Source organism: Cyanobium sp. BA5m-21 (assembly GCF_024346235.1).
Classification (GTDB): domain Bacteria; phylum Cyanobacteriota; class Cyanobacteriia; order PCC-6307; family Cyanobiaceae; genus Cyanobium_A; species Cyanobium_A usitatum.
In genome coordinates this window covers 24840-49580 of sequence record NZ_JAGQCO010000004.1, presented here as the reverse complement: position 1 = coordinate 49580, position 24741 = coordinate 24840, and the positions used below count along the sequence as shown (strand labels likewise).

The following is a 24741-nucleotide window of genomic DNA, read 5'->3' as shown; positions in this document are numbered from 1 at the left end:
TGATGACTCCGGAGCCCAGGGAGCTGCAGGAGCTGGTGCGCGAGCTGCACCAGCAGGCTGCGCCCTGGCAACCCGCCGGCCTGGGCAGCCGACTCAACTGGGGGCCGCCAGTTATGGGCGGCAGCGCCACCGTGAGCTGTAGGCGGCTGAGCGGCATCGTGGAGCACAGCCCTGGCGATTTCACTGTGACGGCCCTGGCCGGCACGCCCCTGGTCGAATTGCAAGCCGAGCTCGCCCGCCACAGGCAATGGCTAGCCGTTGACTGGCCCTGGGGCAGTGGCCTGGGCGGCCAAGCCAGCGGCAGCCTGGGCGGCCTTGTGGCAAGAGGCCTGGCCGGCGGTCTGCGCCAGCGCTATCTGGGCGTGCGCGACCAGATAATTGGCCTGGAATTAATCCGCAGCGACGGCACCCGCGCCCGGGCCGGGGGCAAGGTGGTGAAAAACGTGGCCGGCTACGACCTGATGCGCTTGATGGCGGGCAGCTGGGGGTCCTTAGGACTGATCAGCAGCCTCACCCTGCGCACCATGCCGGAGCCACCCCAGCGGCGCGGACTGAAGCTGGAAGGGCCGCTAGAAGCCCTCGGCCAACTGGCCGCCTGGCTGCTGGGCTCAAGCCTCAGCCCGGAGCGGATCGACTGGTGGCGCCCCTCTGCCGCCCAAGAAGACGGCACCGGACTGCTGATCAGCCTGGCCAGCATCAACGCCCTCACTCTCAATGAGCAGATCAGCTGCATCGCCGCCAAGGCTGCTGCCTTGGCAATTACGGCCCAAACTCTTGAACCCGCCGAACTCGCAAGCCTGGTAGGCCAAAGCCAAGGGTCTGAAACTGGGTCCAGCGACTGGTTGCTGCGGCTGGCGGTGCGCCCCAACCAGACGACTGCCCTGCTCAACGATCCAGCCCTGGCCGGCTTGCCGGTGGTCCTGGGGGCTGGCAGTGGCTTAGGTCTCGCCTGGGCAACTGCCTCAGCCCTACCGACCTACAAGGTGGAGGCGCTCAGGCGCCATTGCCAGCAGGTTGGTGGCTACCTGACGGTGCTACGCCAGCCAGCCAGCAGCAAACTGCCGGCCTGGCTGGATGCCCCATCGCGGCCCATGATCGAAGCGATCAAGCGGCAGTTTGACCCGAAGCAGCAACTGTCGCGCGGTCGTCTGCCGGGAGTGAATCTGCCGGGAGTGGAGCCGCCCCCGAGCTAAGGCCCGCGATCCAGTCGAGCAGGGCAGCATTCACCTGATCTGGCACCTCGTCGTGAGGACAGTGACCCGCCTCGAGCACCACTTCGCTGGTGCCTGCCGGAGCATGGCGCTGGAAAGCAGCCCGCCGGCCCACGGCATTGATCCAGGGGTCCCGGATGCCCCAGAGCAACAGCAACGGACATGTCAGCTGGGCAAACAACTCATCGAGGGGCTGGCCGCGGGGGATATCAAACACGGTGCGGAAAACACCGAAGGCCCCCGGATCCAGCGACGGCCGCCGGATCGCCTCCACCAAGGCTTCATCGACGTTGGTCTTGTCGACGTACACCTGGTTGAGGGTGCGGCGAATCGTGGCCGGCCGGCGCAAATTTTCAAACAACAACCGCTGCAGCACCGGGCTTTTGAGCAGGGCTCCCGCAATGGTCTGGCGGGTGATCGCTCCCCAGCCCTTAGGCGGCGCCTGCTCATCGCTGAACGGCCCTGCCGCATTTAGAAGCACCACCCCGGCCGCCTGGTCCCCCAGGGCAGCGCCAGCAGCCAGGGCTGAAAAACCGCCCAGGGAATTACCCACCAGCACCGTTGGCCGGCCGATGCGCTCGCTCACGTATACGGCCAGCTGGTCGCGCCAGAGGGGGCCGCCATAGGCAAGCTCGGCCGGCTTGGCGCTGCGACCGAAGCCCAGCAGGTCGATGGCGTGCACCTCATGGCGCTGGGCCAGCACGGGAATGTTGTGGCGCCAGTGGTCGGTGGAAGCACCAAAGCCATGCACCAGCAGGATCGCGGGGCCATCGGGATCAGCTGGCGCCGCTGCGATGGCGTGCACTGGATGGCCGGCGTAGCTCCAGGGCTGGGGTACAGACAAGGAAGCCACCTTGATGTGTCCAGGGTGGTCGATGCTAGGGAGATCTGCGGCGCGCCATTGCCCCTCACCAGCCCTGACTGGAGCCCCTTCCTGCCGGGGATCGCCCTGTGGGCCCTGGCCCTTTACCTCCCCTTGAGCGGCCCCCTGGGGCGCATGGAGGAAGCCCTGGCCGCGGGCTCCCTGCCGAGCCCTGTCCAGCAGGTGATGCTGGTGATTAGCAGCTTGCTGCTGGCCCTGACCATCGGGGTGCTGGCCGACCTGAGCCTGAGCTGGGCCCTAGGCCCCGACTGGGCCAGCAGCCTCGGCCTGATCGCCGCAGGCTGGGGGCTGTTCACAGCGCTCGCCAGTCGAGCCAGGGAAGACGGGGAATGATTGCTGGTGTGCGGGCCCGGTAGATGGCGTAATCGGGATAGGCAAGCTCAAGGGCCCGCTCCTCGCGGCGCGCCTTACCGCCCAGCACGGCCACCAGGGCGAGCAGCAAGGCCAGATGCAGCAGGCTGCCCAGGGCCAAACTCACCCCCAGGGAACAAAGCAGCACCGCTTGATAGAGGGGGTGACGGCAACGGCCGTAGGCCCCGCTTGTCACCAACGGGGCGCCAGGAATCGGATCAGGCAGGGGCGTAAGGCTGGAACCCAGCCCCCAGAACGCCTGGACTGCCAACACCAGACCCAGCAGCAGCAAAATGGCACCGGCTAAGGCCAGCGGCAGGGGCCAGGCATAACCCCAGGCACCGGGGGCAGGCCAGGGCGGCAGCAGGTGGGCGGCAATCAGAGCCAGCTGGGCGAGCAGCCACCACTCACCGTGGCGATTGTCTAGCCAGCCCCCCCAACTCAGGCCCCAGCGCTCAAGTTGGAATTTCGGCAAGTGGATCAAGATCCGGACCTCCAGCGCTGCCACCCAGCACCAGTCTGAGCAGGATCGGCGCCAGGAAGGTGGTGCCGATCACCATCAGCAAGATTGCGGCCTCCAACGGCTTTGTCAGCAACCCAGCCTGGGTACCCAGGCCAAGAAAAATCAAGCCCACCTCGCCGCGGGGCATCATCCCTAAACCAACCACCAACCGGTTGGTTTTCTCCTTGCTGATGTAGCTCCAGCCGGTTGCCACCTTGCCGGCAATCGCCACGGTGAGCAGGAAGGCCGCCACAATCAATCCCTCCCGGTTTTCAGGGTTCAGGGGATTGAGCACCGACAGATCCATGCCGGTGCCGATCAGCACAAAGAAGATCGTGGCAAACAGGGCAACTAGGGGCTTAACGGTTTCCTGGATCGCATGGGTGTGCTTAGAAGAGCTGAGAATCAAGCCTGCAGCGAAAGCCCCAAGAGCCGCTTCCAGGCCGATCGCCTGGGCCACAAAACAGCAGAGCGACAACACCACGAAAGCCGCCACCACCACTTCGCCAGGGGCCTTGAGCTGATCGAGCAGCCAGTCGAACCCAGGAGCAGCAGTGCGGCTCAGGAACAGGGCTGCCGCGACAAACACCGCTGCCGCCGCAACCAACTTCAGGATCGGGCCAAGGCTGAAGCCCTCGCCGCCAGCCAGGCTCACCACCACAGCCAAAATGACGATGCCAAGAATGTCATCGAGTACGGCCGCGCCGATCACCGTCTGACCCTCGCGCGTGCGCAGAAACTTCAACTCACCAAACACACTGGCGGTGATGCCGATGCTGGTGGCCGTCATCGCCGCACCGGCGAAGATCGCAGGAATCAGGGGCACATGGAAGATGTAATACAGGCCCGCAGTACCTAGGGCAAAGGGAAGCACCACCCCGGTTACGGCAACGGTGGTGGCCTGGGCACCCACCGCTACCAGCTCATCAAGCTCGCTTTCCAGTCCGGTGAGAAACAACAGAGCAAACAGGCCGATCTGGGAGACCGCCTGCAGATTCGGGAAGGTCTCGGCGTAGATCTCCTGAACCATTTCCGGTGAGAGGTCGGCCAGAGAGCTGAGCAAGCCCAAGCCCCAACTGCTGAGTTGGACCTGGGTTTCGGGCGGCACGATCAGATGCAGGCCGGAAACGCCAATCAGAACGCCAGCTACCAGCTCCCCCAGGATCGTGGGCAACTGCACTCGCACCATCAGCTCCGCCAGCAGCCTGGCCGCCACGAAGATCACTAGAAACTCCCCTACCGAAATCAGGGTTTCAGCAACTTCGGCTTGGTGACTGCCGATTTCAAGCAAAAGCGCTGGCAGAACCATGGATAGGTGAGTTCGCGGTAGTGGGAGGCGCGACCATAAAGCCGCCCGCGCCACGGTGTTTGGACCCTGATCACTATCAGGCCGTGGGGTTGGGGTTTGGCAACCGTGGCTACGGTCTGAATATCGAGTAGATGACGCGGGTAATGGCAGAGCAACTGCAGCGTCTTGATGCCTGGTGGCGGGCCGCCAACTAATTAGCGGTGGGGATGATCTACCTGCAGGACAACCCCCTGCTGCGCGAACCGCTGCAACCTGCCCATATCAAGAGTCGGCTGCTGGGGCATTGGGGCTCGAGCCCGGGTCAATCTTTTATCTGGGCCCATGCCAACCGGGCGAACACCCCCACGGCCTCAGCGATCGGGACTTCAACAGCCTATTCACCACGAATCGACCGGTGATCTTCAATTTTCACGGCTACCCGTGGCTAAGCCACCGACTCACCTACCACCGCACCAACCACGTCAACTTCCACGTGCGCGGATACAAGGAGAAAGGCAACATCAACACCCCTCTGGAGCTGGCGATGAACAATCAGATCGACCGCTTCAACTTGGTTATTGATGTGATCGACCGGGTTGCGGGCCTGGGCTCCCGCGCTGCCCACGTCAAAGAGCGCATGAAGGAGGCGATCTTGGCCAACCGGGCCCACGCCCATGAGCACGGCATGGATGCGGAGGATGTCACCAACTGGCGATGGAACCCACTGCCTGCAGCGGCCCATGCGGGAGAATCACTCATATGAGCGACTTCCAACCCAGCAACCTGCGTCTGCCCACCCCGGGCTGCTACGCCGACCCAGATCGCAGTGGCCTGACCGCGGAAAACGTGTTCGACGGCATGACCGAACACCTTTTTTACACGCTCGGCAAGCTCGCCCCCACAGCCAGCCGACACGACCTCTACATGGCCCTCAGCTACGCGGTGCGCGACCGGCTGATGACCCGATACCTGGCTGGCATTGAGGCGCTCAGTGCCACCCCGACTCGAGTGGTGGCCTACCTCTCCGCTGAATTTCTGATCGGGCCCCAATTGGGCAACAACCTGTTGATGCTGGGCATCCAGCAAGAAGCGGCAGAAGCCTTGCGCCGTTTCGGCATCAACGACATCAACGAGATCCTCGATGTCGAGGAGGAGCCTGGCTTGGGCAACGGAGGCCTAGGGCGGCTGGCGGCCTGTTTCCTGGAGTCGCTGGCCTCACTGGAAATCCCAGCCACCGGCTACGGCATCCGCTACGAATTCGGCATTTTTGACCAGCTGATTCGCGATGGCTGGCAGGTGGAAATCACAGATAAGTGGCTCAAGAGCGGCTGGCCCTGGGAGCTGCCCCACCCCGATCAAGCCTGCTTCGTGGGCTTCGGTGGCCACACCGAGAGCTACCGCGATGAGCACGGCACCTACCGGGTGCGCTGGATTCCAGCAGAGCACGCCATCGGCATTCCCCACGACGTGCCGGTGCTGGGCTACCGGGTTAACACCTGCGACCGGCTGAGGTTGTGGCGAGCCGATGCCGCCGAATCGTTTGACTTCTATGCCTTCAACAGCGGAGACTATTACGGCGCCGTAGAGGAAAAGGTGGGCTCCGAGACCCTCTCCAAGGTGCTCTATCCCAACGACGGCACGGATGAGGGTCGGCGCCTGCGCCTGAAGCAGCAGCACTTCTTCGTGAGCTGCTCCCTGCAGGACATGATCCGCAACCTCGATGCCCGCGGCATCCCGATCACGGATTTCCCCGATCACTGGGCGGTGCAGCTAAACGACACCCACCCGGCCATCGCCGTAGCGGAGCTGATGCGCCTGCTACTCGATGACAAGCACCTGGACTGGGAGGTTGCCTGGAACATCACCAGTCGCGCGCTCTCCTACACCAATCACACCCTGCTGCCGGAAGCCCTCGAGAAGTGGGGCTTGGGGCTATTTGGCTCCCTGCTACCCCGCCACCTGGAGCTGATCTACGAAATCAACCGCCGCTTCTTGCAACAGGTGCGTTTGAAATATCCGGGCAACGAGCAGATCCTGCGCAAGGTCTCGATCATCGATGAGGAGGGCGACAAAGCCGTCCGTATGGCCAATCTGGCCACCGTTGCTTCCCACCACATCAACGGCGTAGCAGCCCTGCACAGCGAACTGGTCAAAACCGAACTGTTTCCTGAATTCGCGGCCCTATGGCCCGAGAAATTCACCAATGTCACCAACGGCGTCACCCCCCGGCGCTGGGTGGCCCTGGCCAATCCCCAGCTCTCAGCCCTGCTTAACGAATCAATTGGCACCGGCTGGATTAACCGCCTCGATGAGCTGCGCCGCCTAGAGCAGTTTGTCGACGACAGCAGCTTCCTTGAGCGCTGGGAGGCCACCAAGCTGGGCGTTAAGGGCCAGCTGAGTCGTTACATCCATCGCCACACGGGTGTGCTGGTAGATCCCACCTCCCTGTTCGATGTGCAGGTGAAGCGGATCCACGAATACAAGCGCCAACACCTAAACGCCCTGCAGGTGGTGGCCCAGTACCTGCGCATCAAGAATGGTCAGGCTGAGGGTATGGCCCCGCGCACGGTGATCTTCGGCGGCAAGGCAGCACCTGGCTACTACATGGCCAAGCTAATTATTCGTTTCATCAACGGCATCGCCGAAACGATCAACGCAGACCCCGACATGGAGGGCCGGCTGCGGGTGATCTTCCTGGCTGATTACAACGTCAAGCTGGGTGAGCGGGTTTATCCCGCCTCCGACCTCTCTGAGCAGATCTCCACCGCCGGCAAGGAAGCCTCCGGCACCGGCAACATGAAGTTCGCCATGAATGGGGCGCTGACCATCGGCACTCTCGATGGCGCCAACGTGGAAATCCGCGAACAGGTGGGTGCCGAGAACTTCTTCCTGTTTGGCAAGACCGCTGAGGAGATCTCCGAGCTGTCCCAGTCGGGTTATCGCCCCTGGGAGCTGATCGGGGGAATGCCCGAGTTGGCCGAGATCCTGCGACTGGTGGAGCAGGGCCACTTCAGCAATGGGGATGGCGACCTATTTAGGCCGCTGCTGCAAAACCTCACCGGCCGGGATCCCTTCTTCGTGCTGGCCGACTTCAACGACTATCTGCGGGCCCAGTCCGAGGTCGACCTGGCCTGGGCCGACAGGGGTCGCTGGAACCGCATGTCGTTGCTGAATTCAGCCCGCAGTGGCTTCTTCTCTTCAGATCGCTCAATCCGCGACTACGCCGAGCGGATCTGGAAAGCCGAAAGCTTCCCAGTCACGATCACCTGCGAGCTCGATTAACCGGGCAGGTCTGGAGTTTGGTGGAGCAGCCGATTCAGCCTTAGGCGATCGGCATTAAGCGGATCAGGGGCCAGCTCACCGGCCACTTCCCGAAACTTTTGCTCCACCTCGTCGGGCACCCGCACGTCAAAGATGCGCTCCATCAGCGCCTCAATGGAGAAGAGGTGGGCATTGATGTTTTCCAGGTCCGCCATGGCCTGCTGGAAGGCATCGGGCTCAGCGCCCTCATCCTCAACAGCCCCTGTACCTGCCCCTTGGCCGCCAGGAGCGGCATTGGCCTGACTGGCGGCAGCTTCTGTTGCCTCCTGCTGCTTTTGCAACTCTTCCATCACCCGGCCTGCCAGGGTGCGAAAAGATTGCAGTGCAGCCCAATTCAGCTCCTGCTGCTGACGCAGGGTGGGGTTTTCACGGATCAATCGGTCATGTTCCCGATAGAACCGCTGGCAATCAGGGCATTGGCAGGGCTCTTCTGGCACCGCACTCCCTTTGGATCTCAATCACCATCATGGCACTCACGCCGCCAAGGGGATCTCGATCGAGGTCACCACGTTGATTGCGTCGCGCAGCCGCATCGAATCGGCAAACCAGCCCATGGCTTGCTCGGTATCACCACTGCGCTCAGCATCGGTGGCCTGCTCCTCGTGAGCCTCAGCTAGCAGGGCCAGCCAGCAAAGGCAGCGGGCTTGAACCACCGAAAGGTCGAGCTCATCGGGCTGGCTATCGGCGATGCGTTCGCTCTCCTGCTGCACCAGCAGACGCAGACGCAGATCGTGAAGCTGGGTCATCGCGGTCAAACGACTGGGACCACGCTAGCCCCGGTGGTGCGAATGGGTAGGGCACCACCTGTAGCGCTCGCTACCCCTAGCCGTGAAGGCTGGCTTGGCGAAGCTTCATCGCGTGACTGAGGTTTTAAAGAACGGGGCTGGCGGGACTCGAACCCACGACCTACGGTTTAGGAAACCGTCGCTCTATCCGGCTGAGCTACAGCCCCATCCCGGCCATCCCGCAAGACGTCCGTGTCGGCATTATGGAATGCGAAAGCAGGCGAGGTGATCGCGATCAGGGCTGCGGCACCTCCACGGAGGAAGCTGGAGCCCTTGGTTGAGGAAAGTCCGGGCTCCCCAATGGCCAGGCTTGCTGGGTAACGCCCAGTGCGGGTGACCGTGAGGACAGTGCCACAGAAACACACCGCCGATGGCAGGGGGCTCGCCCCCCGCACAGGTAAGGGTGCAAGGGTGCGGTAAGAGCGCACCAGCAGCATCGAGAGGTGCTGGCTAGGTAAACCCCAGCTAGGAGCAAGGCCCAGGGACAACGGTTGGCCATGACACCCGTCCCGTTTCAAGTGCGCCGCTCGAGGCCGCCGGCAACGGCGGTCCCAGACAGATGATCACCCCCCACCGGCTCGCTGGTGGGAGAACAGAACCCGGCTTACGTCCTGCTTTCACCACTTTTTTCCCGCCAGCCCATGCGGCCCGAACGCCACCAGCAGCTGGTTGCCTTCCTGCGCTCCCTGGGCCTGGAGGTTGGCGACCGTGACCTTGCCCCCATAGAGGAGGCTCTCAGCCACACCTCAGCGGGTCTGGCCCGCAACCACGAGCGCCTGGAATTCCTTGGCGACGCCGTGCTGCGCCTAGCCGCAGCGGAGTTTCTGCAACGGCACTATCCAAACCTGAGCGTGGGGCGCTGCTCTGCCCTGCGAGCCCAATTGGTAAGCGACCGCTGGCTGGCCGAACTGGGCGAGCACTGCAAGATCGAATCCGTGCTGCACCTAGGCCCAATGGCCAGTGGTGATCAGGCCGGACGAGCCACGGTGCGGGCGGAATGCTGTGAAGCCCTGCTAGGTGGACTCTATGAAGCCTGGGGCGCCGGCCAGGGCGGACTGGAGCCGGTGCACCGCTGGCTCTCTCCCCACTGGCAGGGCAGCAGCAGCGAATTGCTGGCCGATCCAGACCGCCACAACTGGAAGTCGGCCCTGCAGGAGTGGACCCAGGCGGCCGGGCTGGGCCTGCCGCACTACGACTGCCAGGAGCGCAGCCAAGTCCACGCTGACCCGCGCCGCTTTTATTGCAGCGTGGCGATTGCGGGCCAGGCAAGCCATACCGGCTGGGGGCCTTCAAGGCGCAGCGCCGAACAGGAGGCAGCCCGGGCCGCCCTCGCTGTGATCAAGCCTGCTCCAGGAGCTTGAGCGGCATGGTGACGAGCTTGTCCCAGTTGCCGCCCTCAAACAGCACGGCGGCCTGCTGGCCGCTGATCCGTTGCACGAAGCCCCGATAGCCGTTGTAAATCGAGCGGCCGTCACGCACCACCACGGTGGAGCCCGGCAGGATCGGCAGGTCAGCCATGATTTAGGCGAGGCGTAGGGCCATTATCGGGTGACGCGGGATGTAGCTGGCCATGGCCGATCAAACCAGCAGCAGCCAGAGCGCCACTCCTGCCCCCGACGATCTACTTGTGGTCGGCAAAGTGGTTTCAGCCCAAGGGCTCCAGGGCGAGCTGAGGGTGCTGCCCATGAGCGATTTCCCGGAGCGGTTCACCCGGGCAGGCCGGCGCTGGTTGCAGCGGCGGGAAGAGGCGCCGCGGCAAGTGGAGCTGCTGAGCGGCAGGCAACTGCCAGGCAAGGAACTGTTTGTGGTGCGACTCGCCGCCATCGACAGCCGGGAAGCGGCCGAAGCCCTGGTGGGTGACCAGTTGCTGGTGCCCCTAGCCGACCGCCCCAAGCTGGCCAAAGGTGAATTTCACCTGCTCGACCTGGTGGGCACCGAAGTGCGGCTGCTGGAGGATCAACGGCCCATTGGCAAGGTTCGCGACCTGATCCACGCTGGCAACGACCTGCTGGAGGTAGAGCAGGAAACCCCCGATGGCCCGCGGCGACTGCTGATCCCCTTCGTGACTGCAATCGTGCCAGAAGTCCATCTCGAGGAAGGCTGGATCGGCATCACCCCGCCCCCCGGGCTGCTGGAGCTTTAGGCGACTCTTAGAAGGCAGCCGTTTGCTGGTTAGCCAAAGGTGACCTTGAATGGGTTCAACCCAGTCCGGTCCATGGCAACTAGCCCTAGCTCCCTAAGCAGTGCACTTGTGCCGGTGATCCTGTGCGGCGGCACGGGCACGCGGCTGTGGCCGCTGTCGAGAGCTAGTTACCCCAAGCAGTATTGGCCCCTGGCAGGCACGGGAGAAGACACGCTGCTGCAGCAGACCCAGCAGCGCCTGGCGGGTTTGCCGGGTTTAGGAGCCCCTCTGCTGATCTGCAATGAAGACCACCGCTTCATCGTGGCCGAGCAATTGCGCCAGATCGGCGTGGAGCCCCAAGCGATCCTGCTGGAGCCGATCGGCCGCAATACCGCTCCGGCGGTGGCGGTAGCAGCGCTGCAGGCCACCGCCCATGGGGAAGATCCCCTGCTGCTGGTGCTGGCGGCAGACCACGTGATCCGTGATGCCGCCACCTTCCGCGCCACGGTGACTGCGGGGATGGCAGCAGCTGAAGCCGGCCAGCTGGTGACATTTGGAATCGTGCCCACGGCGCCAGAAACCGGCTACGGCTACATCGAAGCCGCCCAGTCGCTGCTCGGTGCCAACGAACCGGTACCAATCGCCCGGTTTGTGGAGAAGCCGGATCGGGCCACCGCGGAGCAATTTCTTGCGACGGGGCGCTTCACCTGGAACAGCGGCATGTTCCTGTTCAAGGCCAGCGCGATCCTGGCCGAATTGGAGCGGCTGGCACCTGAGGTTGTGAGCGCCTGCCGCTCCTCGCTGGAGCACGACAGCGCCGATCTCGACTTTCTGCGGCTGGAGCGGGAGGCCTTTGCCAGCTGCCCCAGCGTGGCGCTGGATGTGGCGGTGATGGAGCGCACCGACCGCGGCGCCGTGTTGCCCCTGGAGGCAGGTTGGAGTGATGTGGGCAGCTGGAGCGCCCTGTGGGAAACCGCCGATCAAGACAGCGACGGCAACGTGCTGCGGGGCCGGGTGATTAGCGAGGGAAGCAGCAATTGCTATCTACGCAGCGAGCATCGGCTGGTGGTGGGGCTCGGTGTAGAGGATCTGGTGGTGGTGGAAACCGATGACGTCGTGCTGGTAGCCCACCGCGACCGAGCCCAGGAGGTCAAAGCAATAGTGGGGCGGCTGGAGAGGGAAGGGGCACCAGAGAGCAAGGCTCACCGCAAGATCTACCGCCCCTGGGGCTCCTACGACGGCGTCACCGAGGGTGAGCGCTGGCAGGTGAAGCGGATCGTGGTCAACCCCGGTGCCAGCCTGTCGCTGCAGATGCACCACCACCGCGCCGAGCACTGGATCGTGGTGCAGGGAACGGCGGTGGTTGAAAAGGATGGAAACTTGGAGCTAGTAGGTGAAAACCAGAGCACCTACATCCCCCTGGGTTGCCGCCACCGCCTCTCCAACCCGGGCAAGATTCCGGTGGAGCTGATCGAGGTGCAGAGCGGCCCCTACCTAGGCGAAGACGACATAGTCCGCTTTGAAGATCGCTACGGACGCAGCGACGCCAGCCCAGCTCCAACCCTCACTCCGACCCTCACTCCACAGTGACGCTCTTGGCCAAGTTGCGGGGTTGGTCCACATCCAGGCCCCGGTGGGCGGCGATGTGATAGCTGAGCAGCTGCATGGGAATCACCGTTAGCAGCGGGCTGAGTAGCTCGTCTACCGCCGGCACCGGCAGCAAGACATCAAACAACTCAGCGTCTGGGCATTCGGGTGCCACACCGATCAGCTGGGCATCGCGGGCCTTGGCCTCCTGGGCATTGCTGAGCACCTTGTCGAACACCGCACCTGGCATGGCGATTGACACCACAGGCACCTTGGCATCAAGCAGGGCGATCGGCCCATGCTTCATCTCGCCGGCCGGATAGCCCTCGGCGTGGATGTAGCTGATCTCCTTGAGCTTGAGCGCACCCTCCAAGGCAATCGGGTAGTTGATGCCACGGCCCAGAAAGATCACATCCTGAGTGCCCTCAAAGCGGTGGGCCAGGGAAGCGCAGCGCTGGTCGTGGTCTGCCACCAGGGCCTCCAGCTGCTGGGGCAACTGGCGCAACTGGGCCACCAGCGCCTTGAGCTCCTCGCGGCTGCGGCCCGAGCTAACGCCACCCTGCCGCTGGCCCACTCGCCGCTCCGCAAATGCCAGGGACAACCCGTAGAAAGCCAGCAGCTGGCCAAGGAAGGTCTTGGTGGCCGCAACGCCCACCTCAATGCCGGCGCCAATGTCAAGGATGTGGTCCACCATCCGGGCCAGGGAGCTTTCGGCCCGGTTGGTGATGCCCAGCAGCCGCGGCCGATAGGCCGGATCGGCCACCAGCCGGCGACGCTCCTGCTCCATTGCAAGGGCCGCCAGGGTGTCGGCGGTTTCCCCCGACTGGGTCACGCCGATCGTGAGCGTGTGGGGGCTCAGCGGCGGCGGCGCATAACGAAATTCACTGGCATAAAAAACGCTTGTGGGGATACCTGCCAGCTGCTCCAGCAGATAGGCGCCCACCTGGGCGGCGTGGCGGCTGGTGCCGCAGGCCAGGATCTGGATCCGCTCCACACCCTCAAACACCTCAGCCGCCAGAGGTAGTGCCACCAATGGAGTCGCTTCCCCTGCCACAACCTCTGGCAGGTGCCGAGCCACCCAAAGGGCGGCCGTTTCAGGCTGCTCGTGGATCTCCTTGAGCATGAAATGGCGGAAGCTGCGCTTATCCGCCACGTGCTCGGTGCCGCTAAGCAGGCTGGGGCTGCGCTGAACCCGCTGGCCCGCAGCGTCATAAAGCTCGATGCCAAGCGGGGTGAGCAGGGCCACCTCGCCGTCTTCCATCGGCAAAATCGTGCGGGTGAAGCCCGCCAGGGCCGGGGTGTCGCTGGCGCAAAGAAACTCCCCCTCCCCAAGGCCGATCAGCAGGGGCGCAGCCTTACGGGCCACCACTAGGGCGCCAGGGGCCTCTGCCCACACCACCGCCAGGGCATAGGCCCCCTGCAGCAACGGCAACACCGACTGCAAAGCAGCCAGTAGCAGCGCCGCTGAAGCCTGCTCACCTGCCGCCCGGCGGCGCTCCAGCTCCCGAGCCAGCAGGTGGGGAATTACCTCCGTATCGGTCTCGGAGCGGAACAGCACCCCTTGCGACTGCAGCTCCTCCCGCAAGCGGCGGTAGTTCTCGATGATGCCGTTTTGCACCACCGCCAAACGACCAGAGCCATCTAGGTGGGGGTGGGCGTTGCGCTCCTCCGGCTTGCCGTGGGTAGCCCAGCGGGTATGGCCAATGCCGCACTGCCCCGGAGCTCCCTGGGCCTCAAAGCGGGTCGTGAGATTTACAAGCTTGCCCTCTGCCTTGAGGCAATGGAGCCCCGCCCCGTCAACCGTGGCAATACCGGCGGAGTCGTAGCCGCGATATTCCAGCTGGCGCAGCCCCTCCAGCAGTTGGGGAGCCGCCTCCCGCGATCCAATCAGGGCAACGATGCCGCACATAGGCCTGGGCCAGCGAGGAGCGCAACAAAAAAGCCCGGCGAAGGGCCGGGCTTGAGCTTATTGGCAATAGCGCCAATGATCTTCAGTAGGACAAGCCCATCGAGCGACTGGTTTCATCGCCCAAGTAAACGCGAATGCTGAGGAAGTCGGTGGGGCAAGCGGTTTCACAGCGCTTACAACCGACGCAATCTTCAGTGCGGGGAGAGGATGCAATCTGGCCGGCTTTGCAGCCATCCCAGGGCACCATCTCGAGCACGTCGAGTGGGCAGGCGCGCACACATTGGGTGCAACCGATGCAGGTGTCGTAAATCTTGACGGCGTGGGACATGGGCCTGAGCCGGGAACAAACGGCGTGGAGCCCAACGTACCCACAGGGTCCGGACCCGCAGCAACGAAGCCCGCAGCCCGTCACCCTTGTTCATACGCCGGGGGGAGCCCAGCGGGGTGACCCGTAGAGTGACGCGACTCTCAAAGCAGTCATGTCCCAGGAAGCGATCTACGAGAAAGTGCGCTCGATCGTTGCCGAGCAGCTCAGCGTTGACGCTGGCGAAGTGAAGCCCGAATCAAACTTTCAGAATGATCTGGGTGCCGATTCCCTCGACACCGTCGAGCTGGTAATGGCTCTGGAAGAAGCCTTTGACATCGAAATCCCTGACGAAGCTGCCGAAGGCATTACCACAGTTGGCGATGCCGTCAAGTTCATCCAGGACAAGCAGGCCTGAGCCACCCCATGGTGCAGGGTCTCCAACGCGTCGTCGTCACCGGTCTCGGCGCGATCACACCGATCGGTAACGACGTCTCCAGCTACTGGGAAGGTCTGAGCACGGCGCGCAACGGCGTGGCGGGTATCACTCTTTTTGATGCCAGTCGGCATGCCTGTCGCTTCGCAGCTGAAGTAAAAGATTTTGATCCCTCCGGCTGGCTAGAGCCGAAGGAATCCAAGCGCTGGGATCGCTTTTGCCAGTTTGGGGTAATCGCCGCCAAGCAAGCCGTCGCCCATGCGGGCATCACCATTGATGAGTCCAACCAACACCGGGTGGGCACAGCCATTGGCTCCGGCGTTGGCGGCCTGCTGATGATGGAAACCCAGGCCCACGTGCTCAAAGATCGGGGCCCCGATCGGGTGAGTCCGTTCTGCGTGCCGATGATGATCCCCAATATGGCGACTGGCCTGACGGCCATTGCCCTTGGCGCCAAGGGACCCAGCAGCGCGGTGGCCACCGCCTGCGCCGCCGGCTCCAATGCCATAGGTGATGCCTACCGGCTGATCCAGCTGGGCCTGGCTGACGTGATGGTCGCTGGTGGCGCTGAATCGGCCATTACCCCTTTGGGGGTGGCGGGATTTGCCAGCGCTAAGGCCCTGTCCTTCCGCAACGACGATCCCAGCACGGCCAGTCGCCCCTTCGACGCCGAGCGCAACGGCTTCGTGATCGGCGAAGGCGCCGGGGTGATTGTGCTCGAGAGCCTGGAGCACGCCCAGGCTCGCGGTGCCCAGATCCTGGCGGAGGTGGTGGGCTACGGCATGACCTGCGACGCCCACCACATCACCTCACCTACCCCGGGAGGGGGTGGCGGTGCTGAAGCCATGCGACTTGCCCTCAAGGATGCCCGGCTTGAGCCAGAAGCCGTCGACTACGTCAATGCCCACGGCACCAGTACTCAGGCCAACGACAGCAACGAAACCTCCGCCATCAAGAGTGCCCTCGGGGATTGGGCTTACCAGATACCCGTGAGCTCCACGAAATCGATGACCGGCCACCTCCTTGGAGGCAGCGGCGGCATTGAGGCGGTCGCCGCGGTGCTGGCTATTGAGCACAACCTGGTGCCACCTACCATCAATTACCAAAATCCGGATCCGGCCTGTGATCTGGATGTGGTTCCCAACCAGGCCAGGGAACACACCCTCAACGTGGTGCTCTCCAATTCCTTCGGGTTTGGCGGTCATAACGTCTGCCTGGCGTTCCGCCGCATGGCGTGAGCCTCCTCCTCCCACTCCTCCACCTGCCTTAGCCATGGTCGCCGCTCCCTCCACATCCGTCGAATCGCTCTGCGTCAACAGCATCCGCTTCTTAGCGATTGACGCGATTAATAAGAGCAATTCGGGCCACCCCGGCCTGCCTATGGGCTGCGCCCCGATGGCCTTCGCCCTGTGGGACAAGGTGCTTAAGCACAACCCCAAGAACCCCAAGTGGTTCAACCGGGACCGCTTCGTGCTCTCGGCTGGCCACGGCTGCATGTTGCTTTACGCGCTGCTGCACCTCACCGGCTACGACTCGGTGACCATCGAAGACATCAAGCAGTTCCGCCAGTGGGGCAGCCGCACCCCTGGTCACCCTGAAACCTTCGAAACCCCCGGCGTTGAGGTCACCACCGGACCCCTAGGCCAGGGCATCTCCAACGCCGTGGGACTGGCTATCGCCGAAGCGCACCAGGCTGCCAAGTTCAACAAGCCAGGTTGCGACCTGGTTGATCACTACACCTACGTGATCATGGGCGACGGCTGCAACCAGGAAGGCGTGAGCGGTGAAGCCGCCTCCCTGGCCGGCCACCTGGGCTTGGGCAAGCTGATTGCCCTCTACGACGACAACCACATCACCATCGACGGCAACACCTCGGTCTCCTTCACCGAGGACGTGCTGAAGCGCTACGAGGCCTATGGCTGGCACACCATCCACGTCAAGGATGGCAACACCGATGTGGCCGCCATTGCCCAAGCCATCGAGGCAGCCAAGGCCGTCACCGACAAGCCCAGCTTGATCAAGGTGACCACCACGATCGGCTACGGCTCGCCAAACAAGGCCAATACCGCTGGAGTTCACGGCGCAGCCCTAGGCGCCGACGAGGCAGAGCTCACTCGCAAAGCCCTCGACTGGAGCTACGGCGAATTTGAGGTTCCCCAGGATGCCTACGACCACTGGCGCCAAGCGATCAGCCGCGGTGAAGCACTTGAAGCCACCTGGAACGCCAGCCTGGCCACCTATCGCAGCCAGTACCCCGCTGAAGCGGCTGAATTCGAGCGCCAGCTTCGCGGCGAGCTGCCCCAGGGTTGGGACGCTTCCCTGCCGAGCTTCAGCCCAGAAGACAAGGGCTTGGCCACCCGCATGCACTCCTACAACGCCCTTAACGCCTTCGGCCCCAACCTGCCCGAGCTAATCGGCGGCTCGGCCGACCTCACCCACTCCAACCTCACCGATATCAAAGGCGAGGCGAGCTTCCAGAAGGGTGCCGAAGCCAACCGCTACCTGCACTTCGGCGTGCGCGAGCACGCCATGGCGGCGATCATGAATGGCATCGCTTACCACGGCAGCGGCCTGATCCCCTACGGCGGCACCTTCCTGGTTTTCGCCGGCTACATGATCGGCGCCATGCGCCTTTCGGCCTTGAGCGAGCTGGGCGTGATCTACGTGCTCACCCACGACTCGATCGGTCTGGGCGAAGACGGCCCCACCCACCAGCCGGTGGAAACCCTCGCCAACCTGCGCGCCATCCCCAACCTGCTGGTGATGCGCCCCGGCGATGGCAACGAGACCATGGGTGCTTATCAAGTGGCTGTCACCAACCGCAAGCGCCCCACCGTGCTGGCCCTCAGCCGCCAAGCCATGGCCAACCAGCCCGGTTCGGCTGCGGCCCATGTAGCCAAAGGTGGCTACATCTTGGAGGACAGCAATGGCACCCCGGAACTAATCCTGATCGGCACCGGCACCGAGCTGGAGCTCTGCACCAAAGCCGCAGCCCAGCTGCGCGCCGAAGGTAAGAACGTCCGCGTAGTTTCGATGCCCTGCATTGAGCTGTTCGAAGAGCAGGATGCCGCCTACCGCGAAAGCGTGCTGCCCGCCGCCGTGCGCAAGCGCGTTGTGGTGGAAGCCTCCAGCTCCTTCGGCTGGCACAAATACACCGGCTTCGATGGCGCCTGCATCTCTATCGACCGCTTCGGCGCTTCGGCACCTGGCCCGGTCTGCCTTGAGAAGTTTGGCTTCACCGTCGACAACGTGGTGGCAACTGCCAAAGCGCTGGGCTGATTCCTAACGGCTGAGCCCTACTTAGCCAGGAGCCCCGCCAATTTGGCGGGGCTTTTTTGATGAAAGCTGGGCAGGAGTGCTGCTGGGGTGCAGCTACCGATCAAGCCTTGAGGTCGAAGCGATCGGCCCCCATCACCTTCACCCAGGCGGCCACGAAATCGCCCACGAAGCGCACGGCGCCATCGCTCTGGGCATACACCTCGGCGATCGCCCGCAGCTGGGAGTTGGAGCCGAACACCAGATCCACCCGGGTACCGCTCCAGCGCAGCTCACCGCTGCGGCGATCGCGGCCCTCAAACAGCTCGCCGCTCTCATCGGTGGGGCTCCAGGTGGTGGCCATGTCGAGCAGGTTGACGAAGAAGTCGTTGCTCAGCTCCCCCGGCCGCTCGCTGAACACCCCATGGGGCACGCCACCGCTGTTGGCGCCCAGCACCCGCAGGCCGCCCACAAGCACGGTCATTTCGGGTGCACTTAGACCGAGCAGCTGGGCACGGTCCAGCAGCAGGTGCTCGGCCGTCACGCTCATCGGCCCCCTCTGCCAGTTGCGGAAGCCATCGGACTCGGGCTCCATCACCGCAAACGAGGCTGCATCCGTTTGCTCTTGGCTGGCATCCATCCGGCCCGGAGTGAAAGGCACCTCCACCGGCTGAGCAACGGCGGCGGCGGCCTGCTCCACCCCCACACAACCGCCTAGCACGATCAGATCAGCCAGTGAGACGCTCACGCCATCTGTGCGGGAGGCGTTGAAGGCCTGCTGGATGCCCTCGAGCACGGCCACCACACGCTGCAGCTGCTCGGGTTGGTTGACGGCCCAGTCTTTTTGCGGGGCCAGGCGCACCCGGGCGCCGTTGGCGCCGCCGCGCTTATCTGATCCGCGGAAGCTGGAAGCCGAGGCCCAGGCGGTGCTCACCAGCTCAGCCACGCTCAGCCCGGAGGCCCGTACGCGCGCCTTGAGATCGGCGATGGCGGCCCCATCCACCAGGGGGTGATCCAGCGCCGGGATCGGGTCTTGCCAGATCAGGTCTTCGGCGGGCACCTCGGGGCCGAGGTAGAGGCTTTTGGGCCCCATGTCGCGATGGGTGAGCTTGAACCAGGCGCGGGCGAAGGCATCGACGAAGGCCTCCGGGTGCTGGTGGAAGTGGCGCGAGATCGGCTCGTAGATCGGATCGAAGCGCAGCGACAGATCCGCCGTGGTCATCATCGGCGGGTGGTTGAGCCCGGGGATATGGGCGTCGGGGATCAGGTGCTCCTCGCGGCAGTCTTTGGCCTGCCACTGCCAAGCACCGGCGGGACTCTTGATCAGCTCCCACTCATAACCAAACAGCATGTCGAAATAGCCCATGTCCCAGCGGGTGGGGTTGGGTTTCCAGGCGCCCTCGATACCGCTGGTGGTGGCATCGGCTCCTTTGCCACTTCCGTGACGGTTGCGCCAACCCAGCCCCATCTCCTCCAGTGGCGCCCCTTCGGGAGCGGGGCCCACCAGCTCTTCACTGCCGGCGCCGTGGGCCTTGCCGAAGGTGTGGCCGCCGGCGGTGAGCGCCACGGTCTCCTCGTCGTTCATCGCCATGCGCGCGAAGGTCTCTCGCACGTCGCGCCCCGACGCCACCGGATCGGGCACGCCATTGGGGCCCTCTGGGTTCACGTAGATCAACCCCATCTGCACAGCGGCCAGTGGGTTTTCCAGCTGGCGATCGTCGTTATAGCGCTCATCGCCGAGCCAGGTCTTTTCGTTGCCCCAGTAGATGTCTTCCTCCGGCTGCCAGATGTCGGCGCGGCCGCCGCCGAAGCCGAAGGTGCGCAGCCCCATCGATTCGAGGGCACAGTTGCCGGCCAGGATCATCAGGTCGGCCCAGGAGATCTGGTTGCCGTATTTCTGCTTGATCGGCCAGAGCAGCCGTCGGGCCTTGTCGAGGTTGCCGTTGTCGGGCCAGCTGTTGATCGGCGCGAAGCGTTGGTTGCCGGTGCCACCACCACCGCGGCCATCGGCAGTGCGGTAGGTGCCGGCGCTGTGCCAGGCCATGCGAATGAACAGCCCGCCGTAGTGGCCCCAGTCGGCGGGCCACCAGTCTTGGGAGTCGGTCATCAGGGCGATCAGTTCGCCCTTGAGGGCCGGGTAATCGAGCTCCTGGAAGGCCTCGGCGTAGTGAAAAGCCTCCCCCAACGGATTGGCGACCGGGCTGTGCTGGTGCAGGATCCCCAGGCTGAGCTGCTGGGGCCACCAGTCGCGCGGCGCGGGGCCGTGGCCCGCCACCGCAGTTCCGCCATGGTTGAAGGGGCACTTGCCGAGTTCGGTCATGGCGCTTGCTTACCTGATCGCACTGTCTGAACCGTAGTCAGGGCGATCAGGGGCAACCAGCGAGGGTCACAGTCCTTAGCGGAGGTAGCCCGCCTGGCTCAGACGGCTGCGGCGACCCCTGCTTTCTGCTCCGCCAGCACCTGCTCCAGCCCAGCAAGATCCTCATCGGTGATCTTGGTTTGCATTGGGCAGTGCTTGGGGCCGCACATCGAGCAAAACTCGGCCTGCTTGTAGATATCGGCGGGCAGGGTTTCGTCGTGATACTCACGAGCCCGCTCAGGATCCAGCGAGAGATCAAACTGCTTATTCCAATCGAAGGCATAGCGAGCCCGGCTGAGTTCGTCGTCGCGATCGCGGGCGCCGGGGCGGTGACGGGCGATGTCGGCGGCGTGGGCAGCGATCTTGTAAGCAATCAGGCCCTCGCGCACATCCTCGGCATTAGGCAGGCCCAGGTGCTCCTTCGGCGTCACATAGCAGAGCATGGCCGTGCCATACCAACCAGCCATCGCCGCGCCAATGGCGCTGGTGATGTGGTCGTAGCCGGGGGCGATGTCGGTGACCAAGGGGCCCAGCACGTAGAAAGGCGCCTCACTGCACTCCTCCATCTGCTTTTTAACGTTGAATTCGATCTGATCCATCGGCACATGGCCCGGACCCTCCACCATCACCTGGATGTCGTGCTCCCAGGCGCGGCGGGTGAGCTGGCCAAGGGTTTTCAGCTCCGCCAGCTGGGCGGCGTCGGAGGCGTCATGCTGGCAACCCGGCCGCAGCGAATCGCCCAAGGAGAAGCTGCAGTCGTAGCGCTTGAAGATCTCGATGATGTCATCGAAATGGGTGAACAGCGGATTCTGCTTGTGGTGATAAAGCATCCACTGGGCCAAGATCCCGCCACCGCGGCTGACGATGCCGGTGAGGCGACCCTTCACTAGCGGCAGGTGCTCAATCAGCAGGCCGGCATGAATCGTTTGGTAGTCAACGCCCTGCTGGCAGTGCTTCTCGATGATGTGCAGGAAGTCGTCGGCGTCGAGCTTCTCGATGGAGCCGTGCACGCTCTCGAGCGCCTGATATACGGGCACCGTGCCGATCGGCACCGGAGAGGCATTGATGATCGCCGTGCGCACCTCATCGAGATTGACGCCGCCGGTGGAAAGATCCATCACCGTGTCGGCGCCATACTTCACCGCTAGGCGCAGCTTGGCCACCTCCTCATCGAGATCGGAAGCATTGGGGGAGGCGCCGATGTTGGCGTTCACCTTGCAGCGGCTGGCGATGCCGATCGCCATCGGCTCCAAATTGGGGTGGTTGATGTTGGCCGGGATGATCATGCGGCCCCGAGCCACCTCCTCCATCACCAACGATTCGGGCAGGTTTTCCCGCTTGGCCACATAGGCCATCTCTTCAGTCACTACGCCCTGGCGGGCGTAATACATCTGGGAATAGTTCGCGGTACCGCGACGCTTCTCAATCCAGGCGCTACGCATTTGAGGCTGCAGATAGGGCGGGGCGCAGCCTGAGAGTGGTTTCACAATCCAATTCCACTTCCCTGCGCCGGCATGACCCGGATCAGGTTCGGAGGGTGTGATCTCAGCCCGAAGCTGCACAACTGATTAAGGCTGGCAGCGGGGCACCCCTAGTGACCTATCCAACCTAGCTCTGCAGACCATTGAGCGCCGCGGCCACCACCCGGTGGTCGGGGTCGGCCTGAAGCTGCTGCAACAGGACCCGGGCCTCGGCAGCGCCCTGCTCCCGCACCAAGCGGGCCAGGATTTCGGCGCCGCCCACCCGCACCGTGCCATCAGCGTCTGTGATCGCCATCGACGCCAGCTCCAGCAACCAGGCCGGATCAATGGCTGGCTGCTCAGCAAGAGCCGAAAGGATGCTGCAGCGCACCAGCCACTGCTGATCGGCTGCAAACCCATCACGCAGCAGGGGCCAGGCCCGCTCAAGGCTGTGGCTCACCAGGGAGTTAGCCGCTTCCGCCCGCACATTGGCGTCCTCATCGCCCTGCATCGCGGCCACCAGCGCCTGCCAGCCGGCCTCGTTTTGCTTCACCCCAAGGCCGGCGCAGCTGAGCGAGCGCACCATGAACATGCTCTGCTCCAGCCCGAGCAGCAGTAAGGGCACGGCCTGCTCCACCGCCACCTCCCGCAAACCCACTAGGGCGGGCATGGCCCGGCTGGGGTCTCCGCAAAGGATGGCCTCTCGCAGGGCCGCAAGATCGGGGGAGGGATTGGTCATACATCCCCATCGTGGCGCAGGGCCGCCAGCAGCTCACGCCGTCGCCGCCGCCACCCCACGGCACTGGTAACAAGCAGGCCGGTGCCGATCAGTAGGGCCGGCAGAGCTGGGATCCGATCGACGCCGCGGCGCTGCAGCAGCACAAGCAATGCCAGCAGGATCAAAAGGGGCGAGGAGAGGGCCAGCAACCCCCGCAGCCAGGGCCTTTGCCTCACGGGCGCCGCTCCATCCAGCGCAACAGGCTCAAGGTGAGCACGCCAATGCCCACCGGCAGGGCCGCTTCGTCCGGAGCGAAGCTGTTGCTGTGCAAAGGCATGCAGCCCTGAGGCCCCGCCACCCCCAAGCGAAACATGGTGCCGCGGGTGCCATCGAGCAGTTCGGCGAAATCCTCTGCTCCCAAAGACGGCTGCTCGAGCCACTGCACCTGCGGGCGACCGAGCAACTCCACCCCAGCTTCCGCCACCAGCTCGGTTAGGGCAGGGTCGTTGTGCACAGGCGGTGAAATCAGCCGATAGCGCACTCGGGCCTCACCGCCATGGCCGCGGCAGAGGGCCTGCACCGTGTCTTCGATCCAGCCTGGCAGCTGGGCGTGCACTTCGGTGTCGAGACAGCGCACCGTGCCGAGCAGGCGGACATGGTCGGCGATCACGTTGAAGGCCTTACCGCCCTCGATCCGCCCGAAACTCACCACCACCGGATGCAGGGCATCAAGGCGGCGGCTGATCGCCTCCTGCAAACCACTCACCACCCGCGCCGCAATCCAAATGGCGTCGGTGCTCTGGTGGGGCCGGGCGCCGTGGCCGCCCTCGCCCAGCACCTCCACCTCCAGCTCACCGGCCGCCGCCGTAAGACTGCCGCTGCGCACGCCGATCGTGCCCGCCGCCAGGCTGGGAAACACGTGCACACCAAACAGGGCTGCCACGCCGTCCATAGCGCCATCGGCCTTCATCCAGGCCGCCCCCTGGGCCGTTTCCTCAGCGGGCTGAAACAACAGCCGCACCCGGGCCGTGAGCAGCTCGGGGTGGCGCTCGGCAAGCTCCGCCAGCAGGTAAGCCACCCCCAGCCCCACGGCGGTGTGCAGGTCGTGGCCGCAGGCGTGCATCAGGCCCTGCTGGGTGGAGGCGTAGTCGAGGCCGGTGCGCTCCTCCACCGGCAGGGCGTCCATATCCACCCGCAGGGCCACTAGGGGCGCGGGCAAGCCATCAAGCCCCTGCTCTGGCCCCAACTCCGCCAGCACGCCGGTGCGGCCGACACCCTCGCGCACCTGCCAACCCCAGCGCCGCAGCTCACCTGCCACCAGGGCAGCTGTCTGCTGCTCATGGCCACTGAGCTCGGGATGGCGATGGATATGACGCCGCAACTGGATCAGCTCCGGCAGCACCGCGGCCAGGGTCTGCTCAATCCCCAAGGCCTGCCAACTCAAGCTGCAGGGTGTTGCCGTCATTCGAGGGCCATCGTTCAAGGGGCCAAAGCGAGGAATTGCGCCAGGGCTTGCACCGGCTCGGGGGGCCAACGCCGCGTCGCAAGCAACCATTCTCGCTGCCGGTAGCGGGGATCGAGGCCAGAGGCCGCGGCCCAGTTGCTTTCAGCCTCACCGCGAGCCCCCTTCTGCCAGAGCAGCGCCGTGAGACCAGCTCGAGCATCGGCAAACAGGGGATAGCGGCGGATCAGGTTGCGCAGCTCCCGCTCGGCCTCGGCTCGGTCGCCCAACTGGAAGGCCGCCAGGGCGGAGCTGGAGCGGGCCATGGCAAAGCCTGGCCTAGCAAGGGAAGCGGCTTCAAAGCAACGGCGCGCTTCCTGCCAGTCGCCCAGGGAGCCCTGCACGTTGCCGAGGTTGTAAAGGGCTGAGGCGCGCGGTTCACCCTCGTCGCTCGGAGCGCGCTCCAAGATCCAGCGGTAGTCGGCTTCGGCGGCAGCCCACTGGCCCAAAGCCTCCTCGGCTGTGCCGCGATTGAGGTGGGGATCGGGGCTCTCGCCGTCTAGCTGCATCGCCTTGGTCTGGTCAGCGATGGCGGCGCGGGGATCGCCCAGGGCGAGCTGCACATTGCCCCGATTGCTCCAGGCCGCCGCATCGTCCGGGGCCAGCTCCAGCACCTGGTTCCAGAGGGGTAGAGCCTCATCAAAGCGCCCCTGCCGGCTGGCGCTGAGGGCCTGATCAAACAGCTGGGGCAGCAGCAGTTGCAGCCCCAGCAGCAAGGAAAATAACGTAGGAATCATTGTTGGCTGCTG

The 24741-nt window shown here is 64.4% G+C and carries 24 protein-coding genes, 1 tRNA gene, 1 other RNA gene, 1 pseudogene and 1 riboswitch; of the genes and pseudogenes, 12 read left to right on the top strand and 15 right to left on the bottom strand.

Going from position 1 to position 24741, the window contains the following annotated elements:
• The first annotated feature begins 2 nt into the window (after positions 1-2).
• On the top strand, positions 3-1193 hold the full coding sequence (locus KBY72_RS02240) for an FAD-binding oxidoreductase (RefSeq protein WP_261361128.1): 1191 nt from the start codon (positions 3-5) through the stop codon (positions 1191-1193).
• On the opposite strand, the gene KBY72_RS02235 is transcribed toward KBY72_RS02240, so the two are convergent.
• A complete protein-coding gene (locus KBY72_RS02235; protein ID WP_254992999.1) occupies positions 1105-2064 on the bottom strand; it encodes an alpha/beta fold hydrolase in 960 nt (319 codons plus the stop codon). The genes KBY72_RS02240 and KBY72_RS02235 overlap by 89 nt on opposite strands.
• 15 nt (positions 2065-2079) lie before the next feature.
• On the opposite strand from KBY72_RS02235, the gene KBY72_RS02230 reads away from it, so the two are divergent.
• A complete protein-coding gene (locus KBY72_RS02230; RefSeq protein ID WP_409995476.1) occupies positions 2080-2427 on the top strand; it encodes a hypothetical protein in 348 nt (115 codons plus the stop codon).
• Here KBY72_RS02230 and KBY72_RS02225 read toward each other — a convergent pair.
• On the bottom strand, positions 2387-2920 hold the full coding sequence (locus tag KBY72_RS02225) for a methyltransferase family protein (protein WP_254961054.1): 534 nt from the start codon (positions 2918-2920) through the stop codon (positions 2387-2389). The two genes, KBY72_RS02230 and KBY72_RS02225, sit on opposite strands and share 41 nt — an antisense overlap.
• Positions 2901-4256: a cation:proton antiporter gene (locus KBY72_RS02220; protein ID WP_254992998.1), complete on the bottom strand. Its 1356-nt coding sequence runs from the start codon at positions 4254-4256 to the stop codon at positions 2901-2903. Before KBY72_RS02220 ends, KBY72_RS02225 begins: the two co-directional genes overlap by 20 nt.
• 206 nt (positions 4257-4462) lie before the next feature.
• Between KBY72_RS02220 and KBY72_RS14495 the strand changes: the two genes are divergently transcribed.
• From KBY72_RS14495 to KBY72_RS02210, 3 genes and pseudogenes are all read left to right on the top strand, one after another.
• Positions 4463-4654 (top strand): hypothetical protein, encoded by a 192-nt coding sequence (locus tag KBY72_RS14495; RefSeq protein WP_396121835.1) that lies wholly within the window; start codon positions 4463-4465, stop codon positions 4652-4654.
• A pseudogene (locus KBY72_RS02215) lies at positions 4582-4998 on the top strand (phosphoketolase); the annotation flags it as partial. The gene KBY72_RS14495 and the pseudogene KBY72_RS02215, both read left to right, overlap by 73 nt.
• Positions 4995-7517 (top strand): glycogen/starch/alpha-glucan phosphorylase, encoded by a 2523-nt coding sequence (locus KBY72_RS02210; protein WP_254992997.1) that lies wholly within the window; start codon positions 4995-4997, stop codon positions 7515-7517. The pseudogene KBY72_RS02215 and the gene KBY72_RS02210, both read left to right, overlap by 4 nt.
• On the opposite strand, the gene KBY72_RS02205 is transcribed toward KBY72_RS02210, so the two are convergent.
• The 3 genes from KBY72_RS02205 to KBY72_RS02195 form a co-directional block, all read right to left on the bottom strand.
• Positions 7514-7993 carry a hypothetical protein gene (locus tag KBY72_RS02205; protein ID WP_254961050.1) on the bottom strand — a complete coding sequence of 160 codons (480 nt, stop codon included), beginning with the start codon at positions 7991-7993 and terminating at the stop codon, positions 7514-7516. The two genes, KBY72_RS02210 and KBY72_RS02205, sit on opposite strands and share 4 nt — an antisense overlap.
• 36 nt (positions 7994-8029) lie before the next feature.
• The gene (locus KBY72_RS02200; RefSeq protein WP_254961049.1) at positions 8030-8302 is read right to left on the bottom strand and encodes a hypothetical protein; all 273 of its coding nucleotides are present in this window, start codon (positions 8300-8302) and stop codon (positions 8030-8032) included.
• A 132-nt stretch (positions 8303-8434) separates the two neighbouring features.
• Positions 8435-8508, bottom strand: a tRNA-Arg gene (locus KBY72_RS02195).
• A 45-nt stretch (positions 8509-8553) separates the two neighbouring features.
• Between KBY72_RS02195 and rnpB the strand changes: the two genes are divergently transcribed.
• An RNA gene (rnpB, locus tag KBY72_RS02190) (RNase P RNA component class A) lies at positions 8554-8964 on the top strand.
• An 18-nt stretch (positions 8965-8982) separates the two neighbouring features.
• A complete protein-coding gene (locus KBY72_RS02185) occupies positions 8983-9702 on the top strand; it encodes a ribonuclease III family protein (protein ID WP_254961048.1) in 720 nt (239 codons plus the stop codon).
• Here the strand turns inward: KBY72_RS02185 and KBY72_RS02180 are convergent.
• A complete protein-coding gene (locus KBY72_RS02180; RefSeq protein WP_106632954.1) occupies positions 9680-9859 on the bottom strand; it encodes an NAD(P)H dehydrogenase subunit NdhS in 180 nt (59 codons plus the stop codon). The genes KBY72_RS02185 and KBY72_RS02180 overlap by 23 nt on opposite strands.
• A 52-nt stretch (positions 9860-9911) precedes the next feature.
• Between KBY72_RS02180 and rimM the strand changes: the two genes are divergently transcribed.
• The gene (gene rimM, locus KBY72_RS02175) at positions 9912-10484 is read left to right on the top strand and encodes a ribosome maturation factor RimM (RefSeq protein WP_254961046.1); all 573 of its coding nucleotides are present in this window, start codon (positions 9912-9914) and stop codon (positions 10482-10484) included.
• A gap of 72 nt (positions 10485-10556) precedes the next feature.
• On the top strand, positions 10557-12053 hold the full coding sequence (locus KBY72_RS02170) for a mannose-1-phosphate guanylyltransferase/mannose-6-phosphate isomerase (protein WP_254961045.1): 1497 nt from the start codon (positions 10557-10559) through the stop codon (positions 12051-12053).
• On the opposite strand, the gene glmS is transcribed toward KBY72_RS02170, so the two are convergent.
• Both glmS and psaC read right to left on the bottom strand, forming a co-directional pair.
• Positions 12040-13959, bottom strand: a complete 1920-nt coding sequence (glmS, locus tag KBY72_RS02165; protein WP_254961043.1) for a glutamine--fructose-6-phosphate transaminase (isomerizing) — start codon at positions 13957-13959, stop codon at positions 12040-12042. The genes KBY72_RS02170 and glmS overlap by 14 nt on opposite strands.
• An 82-nt stretch (positions 13960-14041) precedes the next feature.
• Complete coding sequence (gene psaC / locus KBY72_RS02160; RefSeq protein WP_006042515.1) at positions 14042-14287, bottom strand: photosystem I iron-sulfur center protein PsaC; 246 nt, start codon at positions 14285-14287, stop codon at positions 14042-14044.
• Positions 14288-14438: 151 nt separating this feature from the next.
• On the opposite strand from psaC, the gene acpP reads away from it, so the two are divergent.
• Genes acpP through tkt form a run of 3 tightly spaced genes read left to right on the top strand, consistent with a single transcriptional unit; the run spans position 14439 to position 17978 of the window.
• Positions 14439-14681: an acyl carrier protein gene (acpP, locus tag KBY72_RS02155; protein ID WP_106632933.1), complete on the top strand. Its 243-nt coding sequence runs from the start codon at positions 14439-14441 to the stop codon at positions 14679-14681.
• Between the two features lie 8 nt (positions 14682-14689).
• The gene (fabF, locus tag KBY72_RS02150; RefSeq protein WP_254961041.1) at positions 14690-15937 is read left to right on the top strand and encodes a beta-ketoacyl-ACP synthase II; all 1248 of its coding nucleotides are present in this window, start codon (positions 14690-14692) and stop codon (positions 15935-15937) included.
• Between the two features lie 34 nt (positions 15938-15971).
• On the top strand, positions 15972-17978 hold the full coding sequence (gene tkt / locus KBY72_RS02145) for a transketolase (RefSeq protein WP_254961039.1): 2007 nt from the start codon (positions 15972-15974) through the stop codon (positions 17976-17978).
• A 100-nt stretch (positions 17979-18078) separates the two neighbouring features.
• Here tkt and katG read toward each other — a convergent pair whose 3' ends face one another.
• The 6 genes from katG to KBY72_RS02115 all read right to left on the bottom strand — a co-directional run bounded on the left by katG (position 18079) and on the right by KBY72_RS02115 (position 24729).
• Positions 18079-20274 carry a catalase/peroxidase HPI gene (gene katG, locus KBY72_RS02140; RefSeq protein WP_254961038.1) on the bottom strand — a complete coding sequence of 732 codons (2196 nt, stop codon included), beginning with the start codon at positions 20272-20274 and terminating at the stop codon, positions 18079-18081.
• Positions 20275-20372: 98 nt separating this feature from the next.
• Positions 20373-21755 (bottom strand): phosphomethylpyrimidine synthase ThiC, encoded by a 1383-nt coding sequence (thiC, locus tag KBY72_RS02135; RefSeq protein WP_254961036.1) that lies wholly within the window; start codon positions 21753-21755, stop codon positions 20373-20375.
• A 42-nt stretch (positions 21756-21797) separates the two neighbouring features.
• Positions 21798-21916, bottom strand: a riboswitch (TPP riboswitch).
• 5 nt (positions 21917-21921) lie between these two features.
• Positions 21922-22512 carry a HEAT repeat domain-containing protein gene (locus KBY72_RS02130; RefSeq protein ID WP_254961035.1) on the bottom strand — a complete coding sequence of 197 codons (591 nt, stop codon included), beginning with the start codon at positions 22510-22512 and terminating at the stop codon, positions 21922-21924.
• On the bottom strand, positions 22509-22727 hold the full coding sequence (locus tag KBY72_RS02125; protein ID WP_254961034.1) for a DUF3188 domain-containing protein: 219 nt from the start codon (positions 22725-22727) through the stop codon (positions 22509-22511). The genes KBY72_RS02130 and KBY72_RS02125 overlap by 4 nt, the downstream gene beginning before the upstream one ends.
• On the bottom strand, positions 22724-23956 hold the full coding sequence (locus tag KBY72_RS02120; RefSeq protein WP_254961033.1) for an amidohydrolase: 1233 nt from the start codon (positions 23954-23956) through the stop codon (positions 22724-22726). The genes KBY72_RS02125 and KBY72_RS02120 overlap by 4 nt, the downstream gene beginning before the upstream one ends.
• 14 nt (positions 23957-23970) lie before the next feature.
• The gene (locus KBY72_RS02115) at positions 23971-24729 is read right to left on the bottom strand and encodes a tetratricopeptide repeat protein (protein WP_254961032.1); all 759 of its coding nucleotides are present in this window, start codon (positions 24727-24729) and stop codon (positions 23971-23973) included.
• Between the last annotated feature and the right edge of the window lie 12 nt (positions 24730-24741).